Origin of the sequence: Streptomyces sp. NPDC050263, assembly GCF_040655955.1 — a bacterium.
In the GTDB taxonomy this organism is placed as follows: Bacteria; Actinomycetota; Actinomycetes; order Streptomycetales; family Streptomycetaceae; genus Streptomyces.
Genome location: NZ_JBFAKW010000138.1, coordinates 1 through 23,084, shown reverse-complemented (window position 1 = coordinate 23,084; position 23,084 = coordinate 1). Strand labels below are relative to the sequence as shown.

The following is a 23,084-nucleotide window of genomic DNA, read 5'->3' as shown; positions in this document are numbered from 1 at the left end:
CCTCGTACTGGACGTACTTGGGCTTTCGGCCGGTGCGGCGAGAGTGCGTGCCGGGCGTCGCGACGGGGCGAACGTTGCCTGCCGCGGCACTAGCAGCCGCAGTTCGCCGCGTCCACAGGAGCCGATGGGGGTGCCCCCGCGCGAGTCCTGTTCGAGCGTGGGGGAGGGTCGACGTCGCGCCGCTCGCGGCTCTCCCAGGTCTCGTACGGCCTCCGGGAACATCGGTACAGCGGCTGGCGCCGAGAACGATCATGGTCCGATCGGCGCGAGCGTGCTGACGCGGTTCTCGTACTCGCGGCGGGCCTTGCGCTGGGCCGGGACCGCCGAAGCCCCCGAGCCGCCGTCGAGCGGCTGGCAGCGGTCAGAGGAGCCGGTGGTGCACGGCCGGGACGGCGGTGACCCGCAGGGTGTAGCCCTGGCCGCGCCGCACGATCACCCCCTGGTCGAGCGCCGCCCGTTCAGCGGGCTCCAGCTCGGAGGTCCGGAGGAAGTCGGCGACCTTGCCGGGCATGTCGAGCGTGACCGGCAGTTCCGGGGCGGGGGCGTCCTCCTCGAAGGCGATGTGGTCGGGCAGGAGGCCGGCGACGGCGGTACGGATGGCGCCCCGGCTGACGTCGTACTCGCGGGCGAGGGCGGCGATGGAGCGGCCTTCCAGCTACGCGGTACGCACGGTCTCGGTCTTCGCGGCCGCCGCGGCGGGGCGGCGTCCGCCCTTGCTGCCCTTGGCCTTGGCGGCCCGCAGTCCGTCGTAGGTCAGCTCGCGCTGAAGGTCGCGCTGGAGTTCGCCGGCGGCGGCGAGGGTGTCTGCACCATGAACTTCACGGTGGACAGCAGCTCACCGGTGCGCGGGTGGCGGGCGGTGAGGTCCATCGCGGAGAACGCTCCGTCGTGGATGCGCAGGGCGAGGCGGTCGCGGTGCAGGACGTCGAGCACGTCGAGGATGTGCCCGGTGCCGCGCACGAGGCGGAACATCTCGGAGATGTGCACGGTGTCGCCGGGCCGTGCGTAGTCGAGGAGCGCGCGGAACTTCGGCCGCTGGAGCGGGTGGAGGCGGCTGGAGGTACCCGGGTCCTCCTCGAAGACGACCGGGTCCTCGATCCCGGCCTCGTCCAGGACGAGGTTCTGCCGGGCGGTCGACTGCTGGTCGGTCGACACCCGCTTGTAGACCAGATTGGCCACGCTCTTCCCCGCTTCTGTCGGCGCATCGGACCCGGACTGTCATCAAACCCTGTCTTCAGCCGTCATCGGATCCGATTGGATCTGAGCCGTCGTCAGGCCCCAGGATCCCCGGGTCCATTGGACCTCCGTCGCGCCTGTCGTCATTCGATCGTTTGACGACACGCGGGACGGGTGGGCGACCTGTGAGGTTCGTCAGGCCGACCCGGTGAGTGGCGGATCAGTCTTCGATGGCCTGGTAGAGGGTGGTCCAGAAGTCGTGGATGAGCCGTGCCGAGTCCGGTGTGGACATCCCGGTCTGGGTGAGCAGGATGCCGACGAGCTGGTTGTGCGGGTCGGCGTAGGTGGTGGTGCCGGCGCCGCCGTCCCAGCCGAACTGGCCGACGGGCGCGTAGTCGCCGCGGTAGGTGCGCACCGCCATCCCGAAGCCCCAGCCGCCATGCTGTCCCTGGCCGTGCGAGAGGTGGACGACGTTGCGGGCCCAGGTCTCCCGGGCGGCCGCCTGCTCGGGGGTGAGGCGGTTGGTGGTCATCAGCTCGACGGCGGGCCGGGACAGGATGCGTTCGGCGCCGTGCTTGCCGTGGTTGAGCAGCATGCGGAAGTAGGCGTGGTAGTCGTCGGCGGTGGAGTCGAGTCCGCCGCCGCTGGACGGGAAGACCGGGGGCGTGCTGTGCCGTCCGCCCTCGGCCGGGTCTTCGATGGTGAACTCGCCGGTCTGAGGGTCGGGCGCGTACAGCGGCGGCAGCCGGTCGATCTTGTCGGCGGGGACGTAGAACGCGGTGTCCTTCATGCCCAGCGGGTCGAAGATGCGTGTCCGCAGGAACGTCTCGAAGGGCTGTCCCGTGACGCGGGCCACGAGCACTCCGAGCAGGTCGTCGCTGACGTTGTACAGCCACCGCTCGCCGGGCTGGTACATCAGCGGAAGGGTGCCCAGACGGCGTATCCACTCATCGGGCTCGACTGCCGGCAGCAGCCATCCGTTCTCGCCGTAGACCTTGCGCTCGAAGTAGGCGCTCATCATCGGGGAGCCCATCGCTGTCATGTCCAGCCCGAGCCCACTGGTGGAGGTGAGGAGGTCCCGCACAGAGATCGGGCGTCGTGCCGGGACGGTGTCGCCCAGCGGGCTGTCGGGCCGCTTGAGGACCTGCCGGTCGGCGAGTTCAGGGAGCCATCGATCGATGGGGTCGTCAAGTCGCAGTCGGCAGTCGTCCAGCAGCACCATGGTCGCGGCGACCGCGACCGGTTTGGTGGTCGAGGCCATGCGGAAGATGGTGTCCCGGCGCATCGGTTCGCTGCTGTCATGGCGCATCGTTCCGAGCGCTTCGACGTGGGTTTCCTCGCCGCGGCCGACCAGGGCGACGAGCCCGGGAATCTTGTTGGATTCCACGTGACGTGCCAGTACCTCACGGAGCTTGCCCAGTCCGGCCTCGGAGAAGCCGTTGTTGTTCTTGGTCATCATGGATGTCCTCAAGTAGGTGTCGCTCTTGCGTGAGCGTCACGGCGTGGCGCTCATGGGCTGTACCTGGGTGGATCTGGGGTGGCTGGCGTGCAACCGTGCGGGCAGCAGTCATTGAGCCGTTCATGACAGTTGCTGGCTCATTTGCAGCCGTGGGCGGGTGGCGAGGGGCGGCCTGGCGGGCATGTCCGGTGGCCGCGCAGCACCGCAGCGGAGGGAAGGGGCGGCCCTGGACGCGTTGCGCCTGGCCGCCGTCAGGGCGTTTAGCCTTCCGTTCCGGCCTGTTCGCCGGTCGCGCGCTCGATGCTGTCGGTCAGCTGCCGGCGGGCACGGGCGGGGACGTAGCCACCGTCCGAGTAGTTCTCGGCGAACTCCTTGACGAACTCCGTCGGGTCCTGGCCGACGACCTCTCGGATCGGCGTCCCGTTGACCGCGGCCTGCTCAAACAGATCCGCGAGATCTTCGAACATCGACGCGTTGGCGTCGCCGTCGGTGGGGACGAAATGCATCAGGTGCCGCTCGATCGCCTCGACCGCGGCCCGGTAGTTCTCGGGGAGTTCCGCGACACGCGCCTTGTAGGCCCTCCAGCGCTTCTTGGGCCCGATCATCTTCGCGATGATGCCGCTCTTCTCTGTGTCGGACATGGTCACTTGTCTCCTTCGCGTAGCTGTTCCAGCCGTTGTGTGAGGAAGTTCCAGGTCTGCCAGAACTCTTCGAGGTACTTGCGCCCCTCGGCATTGAGGGAGTGCACCTTGCGTGGCGGCCCCTTCTCCGAGGGGACCTTCTCCACGTCGACGAGACCGCGCTTCTCCATCCGCAGCAGCAGCGCGTAAATGGTCCCTTCGGCGAGGTCGGAGAACCCCTGCTCCCGCAACCGCGTAGTGATCTCGTAGCCGTAGGCGGGCCGGCCGGACAGGGACGCGAGGATGACGCCTTCGAGCGTCCCCTTGAGCATCTCGCTGAGCAGCTTGGCCATGGAATACCTCCTTCCCGCGCTAGTTAGCGCCGTTGAGTACTGGTACACAGTAACGCTGACTACCGGTACTTAGCAAGAAGGAATAGCGGCGGTGGCCCGAGCTGCACCGTCCCATCCGGGATTACTCTGCGCCGTCGTCGTCCTCATCCAGCTCGGGGGCGTCCGGGTTGCGCAGCGGACGCAGGAAGCCAGCGGCGGGGGTGGAGGCGGTGAAGCCGTATCGGCCGAGCAGGTTGAGGTTGCGGTGCTTGAGCGGGGAGAGCCGGGCGATGTCCTCCTCGCGGATCTCATGGCCCTCGGCTTGGAGCTGGGCGACGGCAGCGTCGATGCACTTCGTGGTCCAGTGAAGTTCCCCCCGCGAACTGGACAGCGGGTGTTTACGCTGCCGGGGCGAGGTTCTGCCTGAGCAAGGATCTCGTTTCGAGCGGGGTGACGTACCCGTAGTCGGGGTGCCGACGGAGCCGGCTGCGGTTGTACTCGACCTCGACGTAGCGGAAAACGTCGGCCCGGGCGGCCTCGCGGGTCTCCCACATGGTCGTCCCGATCTCCGCTTTCAGGATGGCGAACCAGCTTTCCGCGGCGGCATTATCATAACAAGAGCCGACTCCGCCCTATCGACTGCCTCATGCGCAACTTGCGTATTTCGCTGCGGAATTCGTCACTCGTGTACTCGCAGCCGCGATCCGTATGCATGACGCGACCCTGCTCCAGGCCGCCACGCCCGGCCGCCATCCGCAGGGCGGCGACCGGCAGCTCGGCGCGGTGGTGATCGGCCATCGCCCAGCCGACCACCTCTCGCGTCGCGAGATCGATACAGGTCGCCAGATACAACTTCCCTCCCAGCGTGCTGAGTTCAGTCATGTCGCCGACGAGCCGCATCCCAGGCCGGGGCGCGGTGAAGTCCCGGCCGATCAGGTCGAGCGCGAACACCGCCCGCTTCGCCTGCCGAGTCAGGCCCCGACGCCGACGGCGGGTGATCCCGACGATCCGGTGCTTGCGCATCAGCCGCTCGACCTTCTTCCTGCCCACCGAGGAGTTGGACACCAAGGTCAAGAAGTTCATCGTGGCGCACGACCTCAAGGACGCCCGGAACCTCCAGGACTTCGCCAACGGGCGGATCACCTACGCCGACCTCCCCAGCGGGCAGGGCTATTTGCGGATCTCCGGCTTCGGCGGATACGCGGGCGATGGAGCCCCCTACGCCGCCCAGCTGGCCCAGCTCGACAGAGCGCTGGATACGGTCCTCAGCCAGGAGCGCACCCAGCGCCTGAAGGGCCTGGTCATCGACCTGCGGATCAATGGCGGCGGCTCCGACGCCCTGGGAATCCACATCGCCGAGCGCCTCACGGACACCCCCTACCTCGCCTACTCCAAGCGGGCCCGCAACGACCCCGCCGACCCCACCCGCCACACTCGCCCCCAGCCCGCGTATGTCACGCCCGTCCAGGGCCCCCGTTACACCGGGCCGGTCGCCGTGCTGACCGGCGGCTCGACCGTCAGCGCGGGGGAGACCTTCTCCCAGGCCCTCATGGACCGGCCCGACACGACGGTCCGGATCGGGCAGCCCACACAGGGCGTCTTCTCGGACGTCATGCTGCGCAAGCTCCCCAACGGCATGTCGGCCTGGCTGCCGAACGAGGAGTTCCTGACCCGGTCGGGCAGGACCTTCGACGGCACGGGCATTCCGCCGCACCTCACTGAGCCGGTCTTCACGAAGGAGGAGTTCGACAAGAAGAGGGACTCGGCCTTCGACAGGGCTCTGAACGTCCTGCGGAACTACGGCGGCGCCACGAGCTGACGCAGGAGCAGCGGGACTGGGGGGATAACCCGCTGGAGATCACGGAAAGTCACTACCACGCTCAGCAGCACCGACATCTCGCGACAGTTGAATACGAGAGCCCACCAGTACCGAGGCCGTCGTACACGAAGCCCTCGCGCGCCCAGTACTCGAAGCCGCCGAGCATCTCCTTGACCTGGTAGCCGAGTTCGGCGAGCGCGAGCGCCGCGCGGGTCGCGCCGTTGCAGCCGGGGCCCCAGCAGTACGTCACGACCGGCACGCCGCGGTCGAGGAGCTGTGCGGCCTGCTCGGGGATGAGCGCGGTGGGCAGATGGACGGCGCCCGGGATGTGGCCCTGGTCCCAGGACTCGGTGGAGCGGGAGTCCAGGACGACGAAGCCGGGGTCGCCGTCGGCGGCGAGGGCCGCGGCCACGTCGGAGACGTCGGCGTGGAAGACGAGGCTCGCCCGGAAGTAGGCGGCGGCCTCGGCCGGGGCGGCGGGGGCGACGCGCAGAACGGGGTTGACGGTGGTCGTGGCGGTCATCGCGGGGCCTCCGGGGCGATAGTGATCCGTGCCGGTTCTGACTGGTTTCCGATGACCAGAAATCTACGCCCGATGATCATCTCCCTGAAGGGGCAATCCACGGCGTGGACCTTGCTCCGCCGGGGATTCCCCTGCTATCTGTCGTCCATGACCGCGTATTCCCCGGACGCCACGGACTGGCGCATCCTCGAGGTCCTCCAGCGCGAGGGCCGGGCCAGCTTCGCCGACCTGGCGCGTGCCGTGGCGATGTCGCCGAGCGCCGTCACCGAGCGGGTGCGGCGGCTGGAGGAGGCGGGCGTCATCCAGGGGTACGCGGCCGTCGTGGACCCCGAGCGGCTGGGGCTGCCGATCCTGGCGTTCGTACGGCTGCGCTATCCCAACGGCAACTACAAGCCGTTCCACGACCTGGTGGCCGTCACGCCCGAGATCCTGGAGGCGCACCATGTGACGGGCGACGACTGCTTCGTGATCAAGGTCACCGCCCGTTCGATGCGCCATCTGGAGGAGGTGTCGGGGAAGATCGGCGCGCTGGGATCGGTCACGACCAGCGTCGTCTACTCCTCGCCGCTCCCCCGGCGCCCGCTCGGCCGATAGCCCCGCTGCCGCACCGCCGACCCCGATCTCCCCTTGACGACCTCCAGCTGCGCGTGGATCCGCCGCCGCAGGTCGGCGACATGGCTGACGATGCCGACGCTGCGATCGCGTTCGCGCAGCGAGTCGAGGACGTCGAGGACCTCGTCGAGCGTTTGGTCGTCGAGGCTGCCGAACCCCTCGTCGATGAACAGGGTGTCGAGGCGGACCCCGCCCGCCTCGTCGGTGACGACGTCGGCGAGACCGAGGGCCAGGGCGAGCGAGGCGAAGAACGTCTCACCGCCCGACAGCGTGGCCGTGTCCCGTTCACGCCCGGTCCAGGCGTCGACGACATGCAGCCCGAGCCCGCTGCGCCCGCGGCCGGCCCGGTCGTCGGAGTGGACGAGGGTGTACCGCCCGGAGGACATGCGCTGGAGCCGTACCGACGCGGCGGCGGCCACCTGTTCGAGACGGGCCGCCAGGACATACGCCTCCAGCCGCATCTTGCGCTCGTTGTCGGCGGAGGTGCCGGCGGTCAGACCGGCGAGGCGGGCCACACGGTCGTACTCGTCACGCAGGGGCGCGAGCCGGCGGACGCCGCTCTCCGCGCGCGCGGAGAGCTGGTCGAGTTCGGTGCAGCGGCGGGCGGCGGCGTCCTGGGCGGAGGCGGCCGCGCGCAGGCGTTCGGCCGCGGCTGCCGCCGACCGTTCGGCCGCCGTGACGTCGGCGGGCGGGCGCTGGGCCGCCGCCACGGTGTCCGGTTGGGCGAGGACGGCGCGCACGGCGGCCTCCTCGGACTGCCAGGCGTCCAGCCGCCGTTGCAGCTCGCGGTGGGCGGTGTCGTCGAGGAGGGCGCCGGCTGCGGCCTGCGGGGTGTCGAAACCGGCCCGGAACGCGGCCTCGTCGAGGCGTCCGTCGGCGGCCTTGAGCCGCTCGGCGCTCTCGTCGGCGACGCGGGCGGTGTCGGCCGCCTCGGTGAGCCGTGCCGCCTGCTCCTCCAACTGGACGGCCCGTGCGGCGACGCTCTCCGCCGCTCCCCGGGCCAGCGTCAACTCCTCCTCCAGCGCGGCCCGTTCAGCCTCCAGGCGCTCCCGGTGGCCCACCCGGGACGCGGCCCTCACCTCGGCTTCGCGCTGCGCGGCCGTCCGGCGTTCGTGCTCCTGCTCGGCCTGGCGCAGTTCCTCGCGCGCGGGATGCAGCGCGGAGGCGTCCCGGCGGGCCTGCGCATAGGTCCACTCCACTTCCTGTGCCTCGGCGGCGAGCCGGTCCGTCTGGGTGTCGCCCGCCTCGGCGGCGGCTGCCGCCAGTTCTTCCCGCACGGCGCCGAGAGCGCGTTCGCCCTGTGCGTGCCGCTCGTCGGCGCGCCGGGAGGCGGCCAGAGCCTGTTCCTCGGCCTCGCGGTCGATGTGCCCGGCGTCCTTGCGGGCCGGGGCCGGATGCTCGAGGGCTCCGCAGACCGCACAGGCCTCGCCGTCCGTCAGCGTCGCGGCCAGTTCGGCGGCGATGCCGTTCAGGCGCTGTTCCTTGAGGTCGAGCCAGTGTGCGCGGGCCGTCTGCGCCTGCTCGCCGGAGGTGAGGGCCTGCTGCCGGGACGCCTCCAGGTCCCGGGCCAGCTCGTCGCGCCGTCGCGCGGCCGCGAGCCGCTTCTGCGCGGGCTCGCGCCGGCCGTCGAGCTGTTCGGCGCGGGTGGCGGCCTCCTGGGCGGCTTCGATACGGGCCTGAAGCCCGACGCGGGTCGCGTCCCAGCCGGCGAGCCAGGCCTCGGTCTCCGCCAGGACCTCCTCGTCGTCCCGCTCCTGCCGGTCCAGCCCGGTCAGCTCGGCGGCGAGATCGGCCAGCCGCCGCTCGCCCCGGCGGGCCGACTCCAGCCCGCCCAGCTCCTCGGCGGCCCGGCGGGCGGCGGCGGCGAGCCCTGCCGCCGAGGAGTCCGTGAACCCCTCCGGGAGCAGGGCACGCGCGTGTGCCGCTCGTGCGGACGCCCTGGCGTGCTCGGCGTCGGCGGCCTCGCGCAGTTCCAGCGTCGGCGCCACCGCCTCCGCCTTGCGCCCCCGCTCCATCCGCGTCTGTGCCTCCCGATGCGCGCCGGCCCGTTCCTGAAGCAGCCGGGCCCGCTCCTGCGCCTGCCCGAACCGCCCCTGCAACCGGTCGAGTTCACGGACGTCGGTCAGCGTGCGCTCCGCCGCGGCCTGCCCGGACTCGGCGGCGAGGCGGCCGCAGTGGGCGTGCGTGAGCAGCTCGCGGGAGGTGCTGCGGGCGACGGCGGCCGCGGCCAGCACCGACTCGGCCAGGCCCGGTTCACCGGGAGCCAGCTCGGGCAGCTCCATGGCGTCCCCGGCCACCTGCTGCATCCGGTGCGCGTCGGCGAGCAGCGCGGAGTCGCCCTCCCGCACGCGTGCCTCGGTCGTGCGGCGGCGCTCGGCGAGCCGCTTCTCGACCTCGGCGAACCGCTGGGTGTCGAACAGGCGGCCCAGCAGTCGGCCGCGCGCCTCGGCGTCGGCCCGCAGGAAGCGCGCGAAGTCGCCCTGGGGCAACAGCACGACCTGGCAGAACTGCTCACGGCTCATGCCGAGCAGCTGGGTGATCTCCTCGCCGATCTCCTGGTGGGAGCGGCTGAGGTCCTTCCAGGCGCCGGCGACCGCGTCGTACTCGCGCAGCCCGCTGTGGGCCTTCTCGACGGTGGTTCCGGGGCGGCCGCGCTTCTTTGGACGCTCGTGGGGCGGCTGCCGGGTGACCTCCAACCGGCGTCCCGCGACGGTGAGTTCGAGGACGACCTCGGTGCGCGTGCCGGGCTCGGCGTGGTCGCTGCGCAGGCCTAGGCCCTGACCGCTGCCGCCCTGCCGGGCGCCGGGCACGGAGCCGTACAGCGCGTAGCACACGGCGTCCAGGACCGAGGTCTTCCCCGCGCCCGTCGGTCCGTGCAGCAGGAAGAGTCCGGCGGCGGAGAGCTCGCCGAAGTCGACGCTCTGGGAGCCGCCGAAGGGGCCGAAGGCCGTCAGGTCGAGCCGGTGCAGCCTCACCGCGCCACCTCCCGTACCGCGTCGTCCACGCGAACCGCGTCGAAGGCGTCCCGCAGCACGCCCTGCTCGCGGGCGTCGGGCCCGGCGCCGCGCACATGGGCCACGAAGTCCTCGGCGATCTCCTGGTCGCTGCGGTCGGCGAGGCGGCGGGCGTACGAGACGTCCGGGTCGTCGGGTGCGCGCTCGGGGGCGAAGACGAGGCTGAGCGTGTGCGGGAAACGCTCGGTGAGCCGGGCCATGGGGTCGGCCGGGCGGACGGCGTCGGTCAGCGTCGCCTCGACCCACGCCTCCTCGTGGCGCGCGAGCGCGGGGTCGGCGAGCAGCTCCTCCAGGGGCCCCCGGATGCGGGCCAGCGCGCGCGGGACCGGGCAGTCGATCCGCTCCGCGGTGATCTCCCCGGCGGCCCCGAGGTCGACCAGCCACATGGTCTTGCGGTGGGCGCTCTCCGAGAAGGAGTACGGCAGCGGGGAGCCGGAGTAGCGCACCCGCTCGCCGATGGTCTGGCAGCCGTGCAGATGCCCGAGCGCCGTGTAGTCGACGCCCTCGAAGACCCCGGCGGGCACGGAGGCGACCCCGCCGACGGTGATGTCGCGCTCGCTGTCGCTGGGCTCGCCGCCGGTGACGAAGGCATGGGCGAGCACGACCGAGCGCGTACCACGCGCGCGTGCGGCGAGGTCGGCGCGGACGCGCTCCATGGCGGCGGCGAGCACGACCTCGTGGCCGGCCTTCTCCACGCCGAACTCGTCCTTCACCAGGGCGGGTTCGAGATAGGGCAGGCCGTAGAAGGCGACGTCGCCGTGCGCGTCGGCGAGGACCACGGGGGTTCCGGCCGCGGTCGGGTCCGTCCGCAGGTGGATGCCCGCACGGCCGATGAGCCCGGCGCCGACGCCGAGCCGGCGCGCCGAGTCGTGGTTGCCGGAGATCATCACCGTGGGCACGCCGAGGTCGGCGAGCCGGTGCAGCGCGTCGTCGAAGAGCTCGACCGCGGCGAGCGGGGGCACCGCGCGGTCGTACACGTCGCCGGACACGATCACCGCGTCCACGTCGCGCTCACGCGCGGTCGTGACGAGGTGGGCGATGAACTCGGCCTGGGCGCCGAGCATGCTCACCCGGTGGAACGACCTGCCCAGATGCCAGTCGGACGTGTGCAGTATCCTCATGAAATCCCCCTGAACTGCACGTTTTGCCCCTACTGCGCCTCTGGAACCGGCACGAACCCGTACGGCTCGTCGTCAACACCCACCACGCTAGCTCCTCCAGCCACCCACGAAGGCCCCACCGGAGCGTCGCCGACGTCCGATGGGGCCTTCACGTTCATTCGACCGACAGGACTCGGTCAGCGGGAGGCGAAGAACTCGACGACGTGACGGGCCAGTTCGTCGAGCGTGTCAAGGGCGTACTCCCGGCGCTCCGGCCCGGATTCCTCCACCCGGAATCCCGGCCCGTCTCTGCGAGCGCGGAACACGCGGTCGCCCTGCCCGGGCGGGGGCATGGTGAAGCGAAGGTCTTCGTAGCTGATCTCGGGAAAGAAGACGCGCAGTTCTCCGAAGGGAGCGAGATCGACGAGCAGTTGCCGGCCGCCCGTCGGGTACTCCGAATCCAGCAGGTCCTGCCACTGGGCTTCGGCGACCCTTCCCTCCGCGAATGCGCGCGCCGGCCTCCCCGGCTCCATGAACGGGAACTCCGACACGAAGTCGTCGAGAGGTTCTCGATCCAGCCAGCCGGCAACGGCCCGAAGCGCCTCGTCGACGTCCTCGGTCGCTCCCGCCGCCCATTCGACGTCGGACTCGTGGATCCCCACGGAGAAGAACCTCTCCTGGGCCCCGATGTCGATCGAGACAGCGCCGTAAGGGCCGACACCATCCCGCCCAGCAATGTCAGACCCACAACGGCGCTCACTGCGCAGGCAGCGGCGCGGCCCCGTCTCGGAACCGTCATCCCCAGTCCTCCCCCGGACTCTCCAGCAACAAAACGATCAAGCAATCGCCCGTCGAAGGCAAAGGGAGGGAAAGACCAGCACATCCCGAATCGCAAGAGAATTCGAGGTGAACAATCCATGGACACGGCAATGCCGCCCATGGGTTTGCCGTTCCGGCGCGCGTCACGCGTCGCCGTACGCCTCTCCGCCCGGTTCGAACACGGCGGTCCCCGCCGTCGCGTCCGCGAGCCAGGCGCGGAAGGCGTCCACATCGGCGTCCGGGAGGCCGATCTCGATGGTGACCGCCTCGGCGTAGCGGACGTCCCGTACCTCGCGGCCCGTCGAGTGCAGGTCGTTCTGGACCTTGCCGGCCCGCTGGTGGTCGACGGTCACCGTGGCCAGCCGGAAGCGGCGTCGGGTGAGGGTGCCGAGGGTGTCGATGGCCTCGCCGACCGCTCCGCCGTAGGCCCGGATGAGCCCGCCCGCGCCGAGCTTGACGCCGCCGTAGTAGCGGGTGACGACGGCGACGACGTAGCGCATGTCGCGGCGCAGCAGCATCTGGAGCATCGGGACGCCCGCGGTGCCGCCGGGCTCGCCGTCGTCGCTCGCCTTCTGCACCGAGGCGTCGGCGCCGATGACGTACGCCCAGCAGTTGTGGGTGGCGTCGGAATGCTCCTTGCGGACGGACGCGACGAAGTCCTGGGCCTCCTGCTCGGTGGCCGCCGGGGCGAGGGCGCACAGGAAGCGCGAGCGGTTGACCTCGGTCTCGTGCACGCCCGCGTGGGCGACTGTGCGGTACTCGTCCTGCATCCGGTCAGCCTATGCGGTGATCCCCGGTTCGCCGATTCGCCGGATCGCCGTCGACGCGGGTGCGGGTGCGGGTGCGGGTGCGGGTGCGGGCGACGATGTGCGGAGTGACCCTCCGTCGTGATCCACCGTCGTGACCGACAGTCGTGACCGACAGTCGTGACCGACAGTCGTGACCGACGGTGGTGAGCACGCCCCCCACCGATCGCAGGGAGCGCGCAGGACGACCGGCACCCGGGTGCGGGAGAGCGGCGCGGGTGCGCGCCGCTCCCCTGCGTTGATCAGGCACCCTCGCTCTCCTGCGACTTGATCCGCCGGACAGGCCCTAAGCGCGCGGCTTCTCGCCTCTCGGTACGGTCATCGACGTCAGCAGGGCCGTACCCGGGGTCAGGGCGCGCCAGTCGGGCCCGTACCAGGCCAGGACGGCGACGGCCGAGGTCGGGAACTTCAGCCGGACCTCGTCCAGGGCGTCGTCGAGGCCGTCCCCGGCCAGGTCGAGGACCAGTTCCTCCAGGCCGGGGTTGTGCCCGACCAGCAGCAGCGTCTCGACCTCGGTCGGCGTCTCGTGGACGACGTCCAGGAGCTCGGGCACGTCGGCCCCGTAGAGCCGGGGGTCGAAGCGCACCGGGGGCCGCGCGTCCCACCGGGCGGCGGCCAGCTCCCAGGTTCCGCGGGCGCGGACGGCGGTGGAGCACAGGGCGAGGTCAGGGACGCAGCCGGCCTCGGCGAGCGCGCGGCCCGCGGCGGGCGCGTCCCGGCGGCCCCGCGGTGCGAGCGGCCGCTCGTGGTCGGGGACGCCCTCCGGCCAGGCCGACTTGGCGTGCCGCAGCACCACCAGCCGGCGCAGCGGTGTCCCGCCGCCGGGCCCCGTCACGCCGGGGCTCCCAGTTCGCGGGTGAGTTCGAGGCCGAGCAGCCGGTCGGCGTAGGCGTACGTCTCGAAGCGAGCGCCGTCCGGCAGTTCGGGGCCGGCGTCCGCCACCCCTCGCAGTACGCGCAGTACCTCGGGCACGTCCAGATCGTCCTCCCAGGCGGTGCGCAGCCGCCCGCGCAGGTCGTCGGGAACCGGCCGCGACGGCCGTCGCGCCCAGTCGGCGACGGCCCTCCTCCAGCGTACGAGGGTGTCGTGGGCCTCGCCCAGTGCGCCGGCGTCGAGCCGCAGGGGCTCCGTGCGGGGCCGGGAAAGGAGGGCGAGGCGCAGGGCGGCGGGGTCGACGTCCGACGCGGCGCCTGCCGTCCGTCCGCCCGGCACGGCCCCCTCCGCCGGGGCGACCGCGACGCTCACCCCGTCCGGGGCCGGGCCGTCCTCGCCCACCACATGCAGCACCTGCGCCTCGCCGACGCCCGCTCCGGCGCCGAGATCGCGGCCGTCCTCGAAGGGGTGCATGCCGAGGGCGGTGGCCCCCGCCCGGAGCTCCGCCTGGTCCCGCTCGCCGGTCAACAGGGTCCAGACGGGCGTACCCCCGAGTTCCAGCGCGCGGACGAGCAGGTCGGCGACGAGCAGGACCCGCAGCGACCCGGCCCCGTACCCCGAGGCATGCGCCTCCACCCGGGTCAGGCCCCGCCGGACGGGGGCGGCGACGACGGCTTCGCCGGTTCGGACGTCGATGATGCGCAGCACGGGGCGAGCCTAGGCGGGTGAGGGCGGATTTGCAGGCAGGAGGTGGAATCGGGGGCCGTCGGGGACTGTTCTGAGGGAGGGAACCGTTCCTGCCCGAACGCAAGGAGGCCGCCGTGTACGGCGACGAGGCGACGATCCGCAAGATTCTGACCGGGCTCGGCGACACCTGGGCCGTGGTGGGCCTGTCGACCAACCGTGGGCGCGCGGCCTACGGCGTCGCCGAAGTGCTGCGGCGCTTCGGCAAGCGGGTCGTGCCGGTCCACCCGAAGGCGGAGACGGTGCACGGGGAGCAGGGATACGCCTCCCTCGCGGACGTCCCCTTCGAGGTGGACGTCGTCGACGTCTTCGTCAACAGCGACCTCGCGGGCGCCGTCGCCGACGAGGCGGTGGCGAAGGGGGCGAAGGCGGTGTGGTTCCAGCTCGACGTCGTCGACGAGGCGGCCTACGAGCGGACGCGGGCCGCGGGCCTGGAGATGGTCATGGACCGCTGCCCGGCGATCGAGATTCCCCGGCTGGGCTGACGCACCGGCCGGTCACCGGGACACCCTGCGCCCATAATGTGCGGGTGACCACCAACTCCCCTTCCCCCCACCACACTCCGGTCGTGGTCGTGGGCGCGGGGCCCGCAGGTCTCACCGTCGGCAACATCCTGCGGGCCGCGTCCGTCGACTGCGTCGTCCTGGAGACGGAGAGTCGTGCGTTCATCGAGCAGCGGCCACGTGCCGGCGTCATCGAGGAGTGGGCCGTCCGCGGACTGCGGCAACGGGGCCTGGCCGGCCAGCTGTTGGAGCGCGCCCAGCGGCACTCGGCGTGCGAGTTCCGCTTCGGCGGCGAGCGGTACCGCTTCTCCTACGCCGATCTGACGGGACATCACCACTGGGTGTATCCGCAGCCGTTGCTGGTGACGGACCTCGTCCACGAGTTCGTCGACGTGCGCGGCGGCGACGCCCGCTTCTCGGTGGGCGACGTCGAACTGCACGATCTCGACACGGCCCGCCCTTCGGTGTCGTACACCTGCCCGGACACGGCTGAACGACGACTGCTGAGCTGCGACTTCGTCGTCGGTGCGGACGGGGCGCGCGGGGTGAGCCGGGCCGCGCTGCCGGCACAGCACGCCCGGGTCGCGCGGCACGACTACGGCATCGGCTGGCTGGCGCTGCTCGCCGAGGCGCCGCCGTCCTCCGACTGCGTCCTGTTCGGCGTCCATCAGAACGGGTTCGCCGGGCACATGGCCCGCAGCCCCGAGGTGACCCGGTACTACCTCCAGTGTCCGCCCGGCGACGACCCGGAGAACTGGTCCCACGACCGTGTCTGGTCCGAACTGCACCAGCGCCTTGCAGGCGCGGACGCACCGGCGCTCACCGAGGGGCCGCTGATCGAGAAGCGCGTCCTGGACATGCACGACTACGTGGTCGAGCCGATGACGTACGGGCGGCTCTTTCTGGCCGGGGACTCGGCCCACCTCGTCGCGCCCATCGCCGCCAAGGGCATGAACCTCGCGCTGCACGACGCGTTCCTGCTGGGCGACGCGCTGGTCGCGTACCTGGACGGCGGCGACGGCGCCGGGCTGGACGGCTACTCGCAGGCGTGTCTGCGCCGGGTGTGGGACTACCAGGAGTTCTCCCAGTGGCTGTCCGAGGTCTACCACGGGGCCGCGGCCGGCGACTCGTTCCGCGCGGGCACCACGTTCGCCCGGCTGCGCCGCCTGTTCACCTCGCCCGCCGCCGCTGCCGCCTTCGCGGAGCAGTACCTCGGAACGGCCGAGCGCTACTGAGCCACGCGACCGGGGTCAGTCGTGCACCGGCTGGTCGCCGAGGCGGTGGTCGGCCACGTTCAGCGCCTCGTCCAGCAGTCGGCGCAGATGGCCGTCGGAGAGCGCGTAGATCACCCGCCGGCCCTCCTTGCGGGTGTTCACGAGCCCGGCCAGCCGCAGCCGCGCCAGATGCTGGCTGACGGCCGGCCGGGCCGCCCCGCAGGCCTCCGTCAGCGTCGTCACGTCGGCCTCGCCCGAGGTCAGCGCGTGCAGCAGGGTGAGGCGGGTGCGGTCGCCGAGCAGGGCGAGCAGCTCGGCGGCGAGGGCGAACTGCTCCTCGCCGGGGGTGCGCGGATGCGCATGGTGTGCAGGTGACAGGTGCATGCGTGCGCTCATACGCACATAATGGCGTCGTGGGCACACACGCGTCCACCTCGGCGTACGACCGGAGCCGCCGGAACCGGAAGGGGATCGACGTGAGCGAGCCGCACGACCACGAACACGGGCACGGCCGTGAGCACGGACACGCGCACCACCACGACGAGGCGCACGCGCACGAGCACGAGCACGAGCACCCGGATCACCGCCCCTCCCCCGGCCACCGCCTCGCGCATCTCCTCACCCCCCACTCCCACGAGACCGCCGACAAGCTGGACCCGGCGCTGGAGTCCTCGGCCCGGGGCATGCGCGCGCTGTGGGTCTCGCTGGCCGTGCTGGGCGTGACGGCCGTCGCGCAGGCGGTCGTGGTGGCGCTGTCCGGGTCGGTGGCGCTGCTCGGCGACACGGTGCACAACGCGGCGGACGCCCTGACGGCCGTACCGCTGGGGATCGCCTTCGTGCTGGGCCGGCGGGCGGCCACCCGCCGTTTCACCTACGGCTACGGACGGGCCGAGGACCTCGCGGGCCTCGCGATCGTGCTGACGATCGCCGCGAGCGCGGCCTTCGCGGGATGGGCGGCGATCGACCGACTGCTGGATCCGCGTCCCGTCACGCACGTCCCGGCGGTCGCGGCGGCCGCGCTCGTCGGCTTCGCGGGCAACGAGTGGGTGGCCCGCCACCGGATCCGGGTGGGCAGGGACATCGGCTCGGCCGCGCTGGTCGCGGACGGACTGCACGCCCGCACGGACGGATTCACCTCGCTGGCCGTGCTGTTGGGCGCGGGCGGCTCGGCCCTCGGCTGGCAACTCGCCGACCCGATCGTGGGGTTGGCGATCACCGCGGCGATCCTGCTCGTGCTGCGGGACGCGGCGCGCGAGGTGTTCCGGCGGGTGCTGGACGCCGTGGACCCGGCGCTGGTGGACCGGGCCGAGCGGGCTCTGCGGGAGGTCGAAGGGGTGTGCTCGGTGGGCGAGTTGAGGCTGCGCTGGATCGGGCACCGGCTGCGCGCGGAGGTGGCGGTCGTCGTGGACGGCGAGGTGACGGTACGCCAGGCGCACGCGATCGCCGTGGACGCCGAACACGCCCTGCTGCACGCCGTACCGCGGCTCACGGCGGCCCTGGTGCACGCGGATCCGGCGCCGGCGCCGGGCGAGGCGGATCCGCACGACGCCCTCGCCCACCACATGGCGGCCTGAGGTCAGGCGACGCCCAGCCCGTCCAGGACCACCGCGCCCGGCAGTCCGGCGAACGCCTTGCCCGGCACCAGCAGCTTCCCGCGTCGGCGTCCGCTGCCCACCAGGACGTACGGCAGGTCGAGGACGGCGGAGTCGACCAGCACCGGCCAGTCGGCGGGCAGTCCGATCGGGGTGATGCCGCCGTACTCCATGCCGGTCTCCCCCACCGCCGTGTCCATCGCGGCGAACGAGGCCTTGCGGGCGCCGAGTTGGCGGCGGACGACGCCGTTGACGTCCACCCGGGTGGTGGACAGGACGACGCACGCGGCGAGGGTCGTCTCGCCGCCCCGCTTGCCGGCCACCACCACACAGTTCGCGGACTGCTCCAGCAGCTCGCGGCCGTAGTGCTCCACGAAGACGGCGGTGTCGGCCCACTGCGGGTCGGTGTCGACGTAGACGAGCTGGTCGGCGGGCACGCCGCCGCTCCAGTCGCGTACGGCGGCGGCGACCGGGGCCGTCAGCTCGTCGACGCAGTCGGGGGCGGGGAGGGCGGTGTCGAAGTGACCGATGGGTGCACGCATGACGGCACGCTGACAGCCGCGCACAGGCCACCGGACGGGTGCCGTACAGGTCCCGCAAGGGTGCCTCAGGGCACGGGCAGGCGTCTCGGGGCAGGGCAGACGCTCGGGGCAAGGCAGGCGTCTCGGGGCACGGGCAGACGCTCGGGGCAAGGCAGGCGTCTCGGGGCACGGGCAGGCGTCTCGGGGCACGGGCGCGGGCTCGAGGGCACGGGCGGGGGCCTCAGGGCACAGGCGGGACCGAGACCGCCATCACCATCTCCATCGGCGCCTCGCCCTGATTGCCATAGGCGTGCGGGGCGTCGGCCTCGAAGGAGACGCTCGAACCGGCCGGGACGCGGTACTCGACGCCGTCCACGGTGAGGGTCAGCTCGCCCGCCGTGACATGCAGGAGCTCGACCGTGCCGGCGGGGTGCGGATCGGACGGACTCCCCTCGCCGGGCATCAGCCGCCAGTCCCACATCTCCAGCGGGCCCGGCGCCTCCGTACCGGCCAGGAGCCGGTTGTAGCTGCCGCCGTCGGTGTGCCACAGCCGCACGGCCTGCTCGGCGGGGACGATCCGGACGTTGGGGCCCTGCCCGTAGTCGAGCAGAGTGGTGATGCTGATGCCGAGCGCGTCGCCGATCTTGACGACGGTCCCGATGCTCGGGTTGGTGCGGGCCTGCTCGATCTGGATCAGCATGCCGCGGCTGACGCCCGCGCGGGCGGCGAGCACATCGAGGGTGAAGCCCCGCACGGCGCGCCAGTGCTTGACGTTGCGCGCCAGGGACTGGGTCAGCAGGTCGAGATCCGACAAGTTCCGTCCAATTCCATCCGACAGCACCCAGTACCACCCGTACCGGAGTCCATTATTCTGGATGACAGGGTTCACTTTCCTGAACTACGGTGTGGTGCACCCGATCGTGCACCGAACTGTACTGCGAGGGACCCGTGACAGCATTCTTCGCCCTGGCCACCAGCCTCCTGTGGGGTCTGGCCGACTTCGGGGGCGGGCTGCTGACGCGACGGACCCCGGCGCTCACCGTGGTCGTGGTCTCGCAGTCGATCGCGGCGGTCGTCCTCGGCGTGATCGTGGTCGCCACCGGCGGCTGGAGCGAGGCCGGGCCACGCCTGTGGTTCGCGGTCGCGGCCGGGCTGGTGGGTCCGGTCGCCCTGTTCTCCTTCTACAAGGCGCTCGCCCTCGGGCCGATGGGGGTCGTCTCCCCGCTGGCCACGCTGAGCGTGGCGGTACCGGTGTCCGTAGGCCTGTTCCTCGGCGAACGCCCGGGGCCGGTCCAGTTCGCGGGCATCGCGGTCGCGGTGGTCGGGGTCGTCCTGGCGGGCGGGCCGCAGTTGCGAGGCGCGCCGGTACAACGGCAGGCCGTGCTGCTCACGCTGGTCGCGGCGCTGGGCTTCGGCACGGTGTTCGTCCTGATCACCGAGGCGTCGACGACCGTCACGGGCCTGTTCCTCGCGCTGTTCGTGCAGCGCGTCTTCAATGTGGCCACGGGCGGTGCGGCGCTGTGCGCGGCCGTCCGGCGCGGGGCGCCCGCGCTCCCCGAGGGCGGTCTGGCGTGGACCGCGCTGCCGGCGTTCGGTTTGGTCGGCCTGGCCGACGTCGCCGCGAACGGCACATACGCCATCGCCGCGCAGCACGGCCCGGTCACGGTGGCCGCCGTCCTCGGCTCGCTCTACCCGGTGGTGACGGCCGTGGCTGCCCGCGGTTTCCTACGGGAGCGCATCCGCGCGATCCAGGCGGCGGGCGCGGGACTGGCCCTGGTGGGCACCCTGCTCCTGGCAACGGGCTGACGCTCGGCCTCCGCCCACCGCAGGCGTCCGGCTCCCGGGCCCTGTCGGCCCAGACCGGACCTGCCGACCCGCGGCACCCACCGGTCGACCCCCGTCAGAGCCTCGCCAGAACCCCGTCAGAACCCGGTCAGGTCAGCCCACGAGCGCCACCGAGCCGGCCGAGCCGCCGAGCCCGGCGGGCCAGATCAGCCGACGGGCTCCACCGAACCCGGCCCGCCACCAACCCCCGCCAGACCGGACGCACAGCCCAGAACCGTCACACCGCAGGCAGGCCCCCAACCCCGCCGGACCCACTCACCCCACGGGATCCAGCGGGCCAGCTCAGCCGCCAGACCACCAGGCCCAGACAAGCCACCCAACCCCGCCGAACCCACTCACCCCACAAACTCCACCGAACCCGGCCCGCCACCAACCCCCGCCGGACCGGACGCGCGGCCCGGATCCGTCGGGCCGCGGGTGGGGCGCCCGGCCCCGCCGGGTTCGTTCAGCTCTCCGGTTCCAGGCGGGCGAGGTGGGACGCGGTCGTGTCGTCGAGGTCGGCCAGTCTCGCCGCCGTCTCCTCGTCCAGTTCCGAGAGGGCGACCAGTTGGTCCGAGGTGACGCCGTCCGGTATCGGGATCGGGGGCGGGGTGCGCAGCGGCGGCTGCCAGCCCTCGGCGGGGGTCCAGCGCCGGACGATCTTCGCGGGCGCGCCCGCGACCACGGAGTGGTCGGGGACCGTGCCGCGCACCACCGCTCCGGCCGCGACGACGACGTTCCGGCCGATCCGCGCACCCGGCAGGATCACCGCGCCCGTGCCGATCCAGCACCCCGGGCCGATCTCCACGGGCTCCATGCGGGGCCACTGCTTGCCGATGGGCTCGTGCGGGTCGTCGTAGGAGTGGTTCGTGGAGGTCACATAGACGTAGGGGCCGAAGTAGCAGTCGCTGCCGATGGTGACCGTCGTGTCGGCGATGACATGGCTGCCCCGGCCGAGGACCACGCCGTCGCCGAGGCGCAGGATCGGGTCGGGGCCGAGGTCGAGGTCGGGCATCAGACCCGCGGTCAGGGTGACCTGCTCGCCGACGATGCAGTGCGCGCCGAGGTGGATCCACGGCTCCCCGAACACCGTGCCGAGGGGAAAGGCCAGCCGGGTGCCCTCGCCCATCGAGCCGAAGCGGAACCGTCCGGGGTGCTCGGCGGTGACGGAGCCCGTGCGCTGCACCCAGGCCCAACCCGCGTGGACGGCCCGCTGCCCCAGGCGGCGCGGCCATGATGAGAACGTGTTCCTGCGCTTCGGCACCCGCTCACCGTACTCAGCACGCGGTGCGGCCAAGGGACGGGAGCCCTGTGATCTTCGCCCCACGAGGTGGCGTACGGTGCCGGAGACCAGCGGCACGAGGTGAACGTGAGGAGACGGCAATGACGCACAAGGCGCTGATCGTGGGCATCGGCGGCAGGGAACCCAAGGTCGACGCGGAGGCGTTCGTGGCACCGACCGCCTCGGTGATCGGGGACGTGACGCTGGAGGCGGGGGCGAGCGTCTGGTACGGGGCCGTCGTGCGGGGTGACGTGGAGCGGATCACCGTCCGCCGGCACGCCAACATCCAGGACAACGTGACGCTGCACGCCGACCCCGGTTTTCCGGTGACCATCGGCGAGCGGGTCTCCGTCGGCCACAACGCCGTGGTGCACGGGGCGACGGTCGGGGACGACTGCCTGGTCGGCATGGGCGCGACCGTGCTCAACGGGGCGGTGATCGGGGCCGGTTCGCTGGTCGCCGCGCAGGCGCTCGTACCCCAGGGGATGGAGGTCCCGCCGGGGTCACTGGTGGCGGGAGTCCCGGCGAAGGTCAAGCGGGAGTTGACGGAGGAGGAGCGTCAGGGGGTCACCCTGAACGGGACCCTCTACGCGGACCTGGCCAAGGCCCACGGGAAGATCCACGACTAGGGGGCTGCGGGACGTTGAACGCGGGACGCTGAGCGCCGATCACTCGGCAGCCGCGACCGGCTCCGCCTCCGTCTCGCGCGAAGCGCCCTGCGCCTGCGCCTTCTGGGCCTTGCGCTTGACGACCAGGAACGAGCCCACGCCGATCAGCACCGCCAGCACCAGCCCCAGCCACGAGAACCTCTTCAGCCAGGACTCGGCCACGACGCCCACGTAGTAGATGACCGCCGTCGTGCCGCCCGCCCACGCGATGCCGCCGAGGACGTTGGCGATCAGGAACTTCCAGTACGGCATGTGCAGGACGCCCGCGAGCGGGCCGGCGAAGATGCGGAGCAGGGCGACGAACCGGCCGAAGAAGACGGCCCACATGCCCCACTTCTCGAAGGACCGCTCGGCGGTGGCGATATGCCCCTCGCTGAAGTGCTTGGGGAACTTCTTGCCGAGCCAGGCCAGCAGCGGGCGTCCTCCCTTGCGGCCGATGGCGTAGCCGATGGAGTCGCCGATCACCGCGCCGGCGGTCGCGCACGCGCCGAGGATGACGGGGTCGATCCCGCCGTGCTGGGAGGACAGCAGCGCGGCCGAGACCAGGATGATCTCCCCCGGCAACGGGATGCCGAGGCTCTCGAACCCGATGACCAGGCCGACCACGGCGTAGACGGCGGCCGCGGGCACCGTGTCGAGCCATTCCTGCACGTGCACCGCGGGTTCCTCCCGTTTGACGTCCTGGGGCAGCCTTGCGTTCCCGGGCAGCCTACCGGGTCGGCCGGGTCAGGTCGGTCCCGTGGTGTAGCGCGCTGCACAAGGGAGGGGCCGCTCCCCTCGGGCGGCCCCTCCTTCCGTTCACCGTGGTCTCACCGCGGTCTCACCGCCGGTTCACTGCGGTCCCGCGGCTCGGTGGCCGAGCGACTCGATCACGCCCCCGACGACTTCAGTCAGCGCAGCGGACACATGGGGTGCCTCCGGTGTCCCGGCCGGGTCGGGGGCCGTGTCGCAGCAGCCCACCTGGGCGACCCTCGTCCGGAACTCCGGTGCGGACGGGGCGGGTTCGGCGGCACCCGGGACGTCGTCGGGCGCGAGGGGCGGGGCGCTGCGCGGTATCGGCCCCGGTATCGGCGGCGCTTGCCCATCCGGGGAGCCCTGGGAACCCGGGGCGTCAGAGGCGCCCGAACCCGGCGGCTCCGTCGCCTTCCGCGCCTCCGGGCCGGGTTCGCCCGCCGCCGCGACGGCCGTGTCGAACACCCACCGCTGCCCGACGGAGCCGTCCCGCTCGGTGACGACGACGGCCTTTCCCGACCCGCCCGCGCCGCGGGCGACGACCAGGTTCCCGTCCCTGCGCAGCAGGAGTTCGCCGCGGACCGTCAGGTCGAAGAACGTCTCGCCGGAGTGCACGAGGCACCGCCCCAGGGCGGCCGTCCGGCGGCCGGGGTCGGCGGTCAGACAGAGCGTCGGGTCGGCGACGCTGCGCAGCAGACCGTCGTCCAGGTAGGACCACCGCTGGGACGTCGCCTGCGAGCACGGCGCGAGGACGATCGGCGCACCGGCTTCGGCCCGTCCGCCGGGGACGTCGAGGCAGAGCCCCGTGTCCGGGCTGCGCAGCCTGCCGTCGGCCGCCTCGGCCTCCCGGG

26 protein-coding genes and 3 pseudogenes are annotated in these 23,084 nt (G+C 72.3%); 8 read left to right on the top strand and 21 right to left on the bottom strand.

Annotated features, from left to right (window positions below; translation table 11 throughout):
• Nucleotides 1-361: 361 nt before the first annotated feature.
• Complete coding sequence (locus AB0J04_RS38615; protein ID WP_363173314.1) at nucleotides 362-511, bottom strand: hypothetical protein; 150 nt, start codon at nucleotides 509-511, stop codon at nucleotides 362-364.
• Between AB0J04_RS38615 and AB0J04_RS38610 the strand changes: the two genes are divergently transcribed.
• Nucleotides 510-752, top strand: a complete 243-nt coding sequence (locus AB0J04_RS38610; RefSeq protein WP_363173313.1) for a hypothetical protein — start codon at nucleotides 510-512, stop codon at nucleotides 750-752. The two genes, AB0J04_RS38615 and AB0J04_RS38610, sit on opposite strands and share 2 nt — an antisense overlap.
• Before the next feature lies 1 nt (nucleotide 753).
• On the opposite strand, the gene AB0J04_RS38605 is transcribed toward AB0J04_RS38610, so the two are convergent.
• The 7 genes and pseudogenes from AB0J04_RS38605 to AB0J04_RS38575 all read right to left on the bottom strand — a co-directional run bounded on the left by AB0J04_RS38605 (nucleotide 754) and on the right by AB0J04_RS38575 (nucleotide 4,610).
• Complete coding sequence (locus AB0J04_RS38605; RefSeq protein WP_363173312.1) at nucleotides 754-1,179, bottom strand: recombinase family protein; 426 nt, start codon at nucleotides 1,177-1,179, stop codon at nucleotides 754-756.
• A 217-nt stretch (nucleotides 1,180-1,396) separates the two neighbouring features.
• A complete protein-coding gene (locus AB0J04_RS38600) occupies nucleotides 1,397-2,632 on the bottom strand; it encodes a serine hydrolase domain-containing protein (RefSeq protein WP_363173311.1) in 1,236 nt (411 codons plus the stop codon).
• A gap of 263 nt (nucleotides 2,633-2,895) precedes the next feature.
• Nucleotides 2,896-3,276, bottom strand: coding sequence for a DUF1048 domain-containing protein (locus AB0J04_RS38595; RefSeq protein ID WP_363173310.1), 381 nt, complete (start codon nucleotides 3,274-3,276; stop codon nucleotides 2,896-2,898).
• Between the two features lie 2 nt (nucleotides 3,277-3,278).
• Nucleotides 3,279-3,608, bottom strand: a complete 330-nt coding sequence (locus AB0J04_RS38590; RefSeq protein WP_363173309.1) for a PadR family transcriptional regulator — start codon at nucleotides 3,606-3,608, stop codon at nucleotides 3,279-3,281.
• A 121-nt stretch (nucleotides 3,609-3,729) separates the two neighbouring features.
• A pseudogene (locus AB0J04_RS38585) lies at nucleotides 3,730-3,951 on the bottom strand (Tn3 family transposase); the annotation flags it as partial.
• A 34-nt stretch (nucleotides 3,952-3,985) separates the two neighbouring features.
• Nucleotides 3,986-4,171, bottom strand: a pseudogene (locus tag AB0J04_RS38580) (hypothetical protein); the annotation flags it as partial.
• Nucleotides 4,172-4,196: 25 nt separating this feature from the next.
• Nucleotides 4,197-4,610, bottom strand: coding sequence for a DDE-type integrase/transposase/recombinase (locus tag AB0J04_RS38575; RefSeq protein ID WP_363173308.1), 414 nt, complete (start codon nucleotides 4,608-4,610; stop codon nucleotides 4,197-4,199).
• Nucleotides 4,611-4,629: 19 nt separating this feature from the next.
• Here AB0J04_RS38575 and AB0J04_RS38570 point away from each other — a divergent pair.
• Nucleotides 4,630-5,406, top strand: a pseudogene (locus AB0J04_RS38570) (S41 family peptidase); the annotation flags it as partial.
• A gap of 61 nt (nucleotides 5,407-5,467) precedes the next feature.
• Here AB0J04_RS38570 and AB0J04_RS38565 read toward each other — a convergent pair.
• Complete coding sequence (locus tag AB0J04_RS38565; protein ID WP_363173307.1) at nucleotides 5,468-5,929, bottom strand: rhodanese-like domain-containing protein; 462 nt, start codon at nucleotides 5,927-5,929, stop codon at nucleotides 5,468-5,470.
• Nucleotides 5,930-6,076: 147 nt separating this feature from the next.
• Between AB0J04_RS38565 and AB0J04_RS38560 the strand changes: the two genes are divergently transcribed.
• Nucleotides 6,077-6,523, top strand: a complete 447-nt coding sequence (locus AB0J04_RS38560) for an Lrp/AsnC family transcriptional regulator (protein WP_328483234.1) — start codon at nucleotides 6,077-6,079, stop codon at nucleotides 6,521-6,523.
• Here AB0J04_RS38560 and AB0J04_RS38555 read toward each other — a convergent pair.
• The 6 genes from AB0J04_RS38555 to AB0J04_RS38530 all read right to left on the bottom strand — a co-directional run bounded on the left by AB0J04_RS38555 (nucleotide 6,484) and on the right by AB0J04_RS38530 (nucleotide 13,861).
• Nucleotides 6,484-9,516: an SMC family ATPase gene (locus tag AB0J04_RS38555; protein WP_363173306.1), complete on the bottom strand. Its 3,033-nt coding sequence runs from the start codon at nucleotides 9,514-9,516 to the stop codon at nucleotides 6,484-6,486. The two genes, AB0J04_RS38560 and AB0J04_RS38555, sit on opposite strands and share 40 nt — an antisense overlap.
• Nucleotides 9,513-10,676: an exonuclease SbcCD subunit D gene (locus AB0J04_RS38550; RefSeq protein ID WP_363173305.1), complete on the bottom strand. Its 1,164-nt coding sequence runs from the start codon at nucleotides 10,674-10,676 to the stop codon at nucleotides 9,513-9,515. The genes AB0J04_RS38555 and AB0J04_RS38550 overlap by 4 nt, the downstream gene beginning before the upstream one ends.
• Before the next feature lie 176 nt (nucleotides 10,677-10,852).
• The gene (locus tag AB0J04_RS38545) at nucleotides 10,853-11,317 is read right to left on the bottom strand and encodes a hypothetical protein (protein ID WP_363173304.1); all 465 of its coding nucleotides are present in this window, start codon (nucleotides 11,315-11,317) and stop codon (nucleotides 10,853-10,855) included.
• A 300-nt stretch (nucleotides 11,318-11,617) separates the two neighbouring features.
• Nucleotides 11,618-12,244: a YigZ family protein gene (locus AB0J04_RS38540; protein ID WP_363173303.1), complete on the bottom strand. Its 627-nt coding sequence runs from the start codon at nucleotides 12,242-12,244 to the stop codon at nucleotides 11,618-11,620.
• A gap of 322 nt (nucleotides 12,245-12,566) precedes the next feature.
• On the bottom strand, nucleotides 12,567-13,115 hold the full coding sequence (locus AB0J04_RS38535; RefSeq protein WP_363173302.1) for a histidine phosphatase family protein: 549 nt from the start codon (nucleotides 13,113-13,115) through the stop codon (nucleotides 12,567-12,569).
• Nucleotides 13,112-13,861, bottom strand: coding sequence for a hypothetical protein (locus AB0J04_RS38530; RefSeq protein WP_363173301.1), 750 nt, complete (start codon nucleotides 13,859-13,861; stop codon nucleotides 13,112-13,114). The genes AB0J04_RS38535 and AB0J04_RS38530 overlap by 4 nt, the downstream gene beginning before the upstream one ends.
• 113 nt (nucleotides 13,862-13,974) lie before the next feature.
• Here AB0J04_RS38530 and AB0J04_RS38525 point away from each other — a divergent pair, with 113 nt between their 5' ends.
• On the top strand, nucleotides 13,975-14,382 hold the full coding sequence (locus tag AB0J04_RS38525) for a CoA-binding protein (protein ID WP_363173300.1): 408 nt from the start codon (nucleotides 13,975-13,977) through the stop codon (nucleotides 14,380-14,382).
• 44 nt (nucleotides 14,383-14,426) lie between these two features.
• Nucleotides 14,427-15,635 (top strand): 4-hydroxybenzoate 3-monooxygenase, encoded by a 1,209-nt coding sequence (locus tag AB0J04_RS38520; RefSeq protein WP_363173299.1) that lies wholly within the window; start codon nucleotides 14,427-14,429, stop codon nucleotides 15,633-15,635.
• Between the two features lie 15 nt (nucleotides 15,636-15,650).
• Here the strand turns inward: AB0J04_RS38520 and AB0J04_RS38515 are convergent, their stop codons facing one another.
• Complete coding sequence (locus AB0J04_RS38515) at nucleotides 15,651-16,010, bottom strand: metalloregulator ArsR/SmtB family transcription factor (protein WP_363173298.1); 360 nt, start codon at nucleotides 16,008-16,010, stop codon at nucleotides 15,651-15,653.
• 80 nt (nucleotides 16,011-16,090) lie between these two features.
• On the opposite strand from AB0J04_RS38515, the gene AB0J04_RS38510 reads away from it, so the two are divergent.
• Nucleotides 16,091-17,188 carry a cation diffusion facilitator family transporter gene (locus tag AB0J04_RS38510; RefSeq protein WP_363173297.1) on the top strand — a complete coding sequence of 366 codons (1,098 nt, stop codon included), beginning with the start codon at nucleotides 16,091-16,093 and terminating at the stop codon, nucleotides 17,186-17,188.
• A gap of 2 nt (nucleotides 17,189-17,190) precedes the next feature.
• Here AB0J04_RS38510 and AB0J04_RS38505 read toward each other — a convergent pair whose 3' ends face one another.
• Nucleotides 17,191-17,748 carry a YbaK/EbsC family protein gene (locus AB0J04_RS38505; protein ID WP_363173296.1) on the bottom strand — a complete coding sequence of 186 codons (558 nt, stop codon included), beginning with the start codon at nucleotides 17,746-17,748 and terminating at the stop codon, nucleotides 17,191-17,193.
• A 220-nt stretch (nucleotides 17,749-17,968) separates the two neighbouring features.
• A complete protein-coding gene (locus AB0J04_RS38500) occupies nucleotides 17,969-18,541 on the bottom strand; it encodes an XRE family transcriptional regulator (RefSeq protein ID WP_363173295.1) in 573 nt (190 codons plus the stop codon).
• Nucleotides 18,542-18,675: 134 nt separating this feature from the next.
• Here AB0J04_RS38500 and AB0J04_RS38495 point away from each other — a divergent pair, with 134 nt between their 5' ends.
• Nucleotides 18,676-19,533, top strand: a complete 858-nt coding sequence (locus tag AB0J04_RS38495; RefSeq protein ID WP_363173294.1) for a DMT family transporter — start codon at nucleotides 18,676-18,678, stop codon at nucleotides 19,531-19,533.
• 484 nt (nucleotides 19,534-20,017) lie between these two features.
• On the opposite strand, the gene AB0J04_RS38490 is transcribed toward AB0J04_RS38495, so the two are convergent.
• A complete protein-coding gene (locus AB0J04_RS38490) occupies nucleotides 20,018-20,815 on the bottom strand; it encodes an acyltransferase (RefSeq protein WP_363173293.1) in 798 nt (265 codons plus the stop codon).
• Nucleotides 20,816-20,934: 119 nt separating this feature from the next.
• Between AB0J04_RS38490 and AB0J04_RS38485 the strand changes: the two genes are divergently transcribed.
• Nucleotides 20,935-21,462: a gamma carbonic anhydrase family protein gene (locus tag AB0J04_RS38485; RefSeq protein ID WP_363173292.1), complete on the top strand. Its 528-nt coding sequence runs from the start codon at nucleotides 20,935-20,937 to the stop codon at nucleotides 21,460-21,462.
• A gap of 39 nt (nucleotides 21,463-21,501) precedes the next feature.
• Here AB0J04_RS38485 and AB0J04_RS38480 read toward each other — a convergent pair whose 3' ends face one another.
• Nucleotides 21,502-22,158: a DedA family protein gene (locus AB0J04_RS38480; RefSeq protein ID WP_363173291.1), complete on the bottom strand. Its 657-nt coding sequence runs from the start codon at nucleotides 22,156-22,158 to the stop codon at nucleotides 21,502-21,504.
• 174 nt (nucleotides 22,159-22,332) lie between these two features.
• On the bottom strand, nucleotides 22,333-23,084 hold a 752-nt coding region (locus AB0J04_RS38475), incomplete at its 5' end, for a ricin-type beta-trefoil lectin domain protein (protein ID WP_363173289.1).